The 3,117-nt window shown below is 52.6% G+C and carries 3 protein-coding genes; 2 read left to right on the top strand and 1 reads right to left on the bottom strand.

Going from position 1 to position 3,117, the window contains the following annotated elements; genetic code table 11:
* Positions 1 to 9 precede the first annotated feature (9 nt).
* Positions 10 to 183 (bottom strand): hypothetical protein, encoded by a 174-nt coding sequence (locus IXC47_RS19455; protein WP_230089675.1) that lies wholly within the window; start codon positions 181 to 183, stop codon positions 10 to 12.
* 75 nt (positions 184 to 258) lie between these two features.
* On the opposite strand from IXC47_RS19455, the gene IXC47_RS19200 reads away from it, so the two are divergent.
* Entirely contained in the window at positions 259 to 1,359 is a 1,101-nt protein-coding gene (locus IXC47_RS19200; RefSeq protein WP_230089674.1) for a ShlB/FhaC/HecB family hemolysin secretion/activation protein, read from the top strand.
* 9 nt (positions 1,360 to 1,368) lie between these two features.
* The gene (locus IXC47_RS19195) at positions 1,369 to 2,997 is read left to right on the top strand and encodes a filamentous hemagglutinin N-terminal domain-containing protein (protein WP_195876758.1); all 1,629 of its coding nucleotides are present in this window, start codon (positions 1,369 to 1,371) and stop codon (positions 2,995 to 2,997) included.
* Positions 2,998 to 3,117: the final 120 nt, after the last annotated feature.

Raw genomic sequence — 3,117 nt, 5'->3', positions numbered from 1 at the left:
TCTGCTTGCTTAAGGATGGCAATAATCTGGCTTTCCGAAAAACGCGACTTCTTCATGTAAAACTTCCTCAATTTCGATTGGAGAAAATTCTACTTTCAAATTCACTTCTTTTCCGGGGGGATTACCAGCCATTTCGATGATGCGAATATCCGCCGTTCCCTGCCTGCGCTGCAAGAGGGACAAACACCTGATCTTAAAGCGGTATCCAAGAGCCTGAAGCTGGCGAATGAGAATCCGGCCAAGAAGGTGACGATGCGGATGAAGTCGACCGAGCAGGATGATGAAGTCGAAGCAACGTTGGCGGTTGTTGACGAGTCGATCTGGCGTACGACAGTGAGCTTGGACAACACCGGCGTGCCGTCTACTGGTCGTACCCGTGCTGGTGTCGTGCTGCAGAACGCAAATATGTTTGGCCTCGATCATGTGATGAGTTTGCAGTACACGACTACGCTGGAAGAACCTAGCCGTGTCGGTGTGTATGGCATTGGCTATCACGTCCCGCTGTATGCGCTGGGTGACTCGATGGATTTCTATGCGAGTTATTCAGATGTGAATGCAGGTACGGTGACGGCTGGCATTTTTGATATTGCGGTGAGCGGCAAGGGTTCGATGTACGGTGCGCGCTATAACCAGAATCTGGCAACGGTCGGTAATTACGAGTCCAAGCTGATGTACGGCATCGACTTGAAGGAATACAAGAACAGCATGCAGTTGCTCGGCGTTGAACTGGGTGCCGATATCACAGTGCGCCCGCTTAGCATCGGCTATCAGGGCGACTGGGCGTTGGCTAACGGTTCATTCGGTTTTGTGACGACTCTGCTGCATAACATTTCCGGCGGTACGAATGGTCATCAAAGTGATTTCGATAAGGTGCGTTTTGATGCGAAGGCGAATTACACGGCTCTGCGCGTAGGTGCGAGTTTGACGCAGGCTTTGCCGGAGCAATGGCTGGCGCGCGCGATTATTAATGGTCAGTACACTAAGGACGCCCTGATCCCGGGTGAGCAATTTGGTGCGGGTGGTTCTGCTTCGGTACGTGGTTTCCTCGAACGTGAAGTGGCGAATGATTCCGGCATCACTGGTAACTTTGAGGTGTATACCGCGCCATTATGCAGCAACAGCAAGTGGTCATGCCGCGCCCTGGCCTTTTACGATCATGCCTATCTGACACGTAATCACGCCTTGCCAGGCGAGTTCAGCACAATTTCTATCAATAGCGTCGGTTTAGGTCTACGCTTGCAGCTAGGTAATGACGTGAACTTCCAGGTTGATGTCGGTCATGTGTTGCGGGATTCGCCGATGACCGTTACCCGCAGCGGTGACAACCGTGTACACGCCCGTCTAGCCTTGTCTTTCTAAGGTGCCATGATGAAGAACTCTATAAATATGGCTTTGAATAAATCCGCCACCCTCGCCTGGTCTGTGCGTTGCGCGTTCTTACCTCCGCTGTTGGCTGCATGTCTTGGTGCTGCAGGCGTTGGTAGTGCACTGGCAAATCCTTCCAATCCGACGGTCGTGAATGGACAGGTTACGTTCTCGCAGCAAGGTAATGTCTTCACGATTACGAATAGCCCGAACGCGATTATTAACTGGAGCAGCTTCTCCATCAGCGCTGGTGAGATGGTGCGCTTTATCCAGCAAAACAGTAGCAGCAGTGTGCTGAACCGCATTACTGGTCAGGACCCGAGCCGCATCATGGGTGCGCTGGAGTCCAATGGTCGTGTGTTCCTGATCAATCCGAACGGCATTATGTTTGGTGCCGGCTCGCAAGTGAACGTCGCAGGCCTGGTGGCATCGACGTTGGCGATTTCGAATAGCGACTTCCTCGCTGGCAAGAACAAATTCACCGCAGGCGATGTTGCCGGAGCGGTGAGCAATCTCGGCGCGATTACCACACCTACTGGCGGACAGGTTTATCTGATCGCCCCGGATGTGAGCAATAGCGGTGTCATCACTTCCCCTAAAGGCGATGTGGTGCTGGCAGCTGGACGCAGCGTGCAATTGGCCGATTCGACCAATCCCGATATGCAGGTGGTGGTGTCAGCTCCGACGGATCGTGCGTTGAATCTTGGTGAAGTCATTGCGCAAGGCGGCAAGATTGGTATCTACGGTGCTCTGATTAATCAGCGCGGCAAGTTGAAGACGAACAGCGCGGTGGTTGGTGAGAACGGCAAGATTATCCTGAAGGCCAGCGGTACGACTTTGCTGGAAGCCGGTAGCGTGACGAGTGCAACTAGTGAGGGCAAAGGCGGCGAAGTGCAGGTGCTCGGTGAAAAAGTTGGCCTGATGGGTGACGCATTAGTTGATGTCAGCGGTCAGACCGGCGGCGGGACAGCGCTGATCGGTGGTGACTACCAGGGTAAAAATGCTGCGGTGATGAATGCCGAGCAAACTTTTGTCGGCAAGGATGCGGTCATCAAAGCAGACGCGATCACGAGTGGTGATGGCGGCAAGGTCATAGTCTGGGGTAACCAGACCGCACAGGTTCATGGTTCGATCTACGCGCGTGGTGGTGCGGCTTCAGGCAATGGCGGGTTTATTGAAACGTCGGGTAACTTCCTTGATGTGGCGGGCATACGTGTGAATGCCAGCGCATCCAAAGGTACAAGTGGTCAGTGGTTACTCGATCCCCTGGATATTGTTGTCATTCCTTTTGATCCTCAAAATAACCCGGGAACCGAATTGAGTGATGTGTCTGCTTTTTCAGCTAATGCAAATGATGTTACTCAAATATATGGCGCAACCATATCGATGGCGTCTGGAGTAGTTCCGGGTGCAAGTGTTATTTTACAGGCTAAGCGAAATATAACTTTCGATGGTGTGGTCAATATTGATATGCCTGATATAGGACTGACGGCACAGGCGGGTAACAACATCGTCGTAAATGCGCTGCTTGCCACGAATCATGGCGCCATCGTTTTATCGGCGAATGATAGTGGTGCAGGAACCGCTAGCGGTAGTGGCAGAGTCATCGTCAATGCTGGCAACGGCGGGTAGTGTCAGAAATTCTGTGTGTGAAGGTCGGTTAAAAAATTCTAGTGCAATGCGTTGGTGAAGCGTTCGCCGAACAGAATGGCAAACTGATTGGCCGCCTGCTTCCACGTCACCGGAGGCATC

It is taken from the genome of Herminiimonas contaminans, from assembly GCF_015645465.1.
Taxonomy (GTDB): domain Bacteria; phylum Pseudomonadota; class Gammaproteobacteria; order Burkholderiales; family Burkholderiaceae_D; genus Oxalicibacterium; species Oxalicibacterium contaminans.
This window is presented reverse-complemented; position numbering and strand designations above follow the sequence as displayed.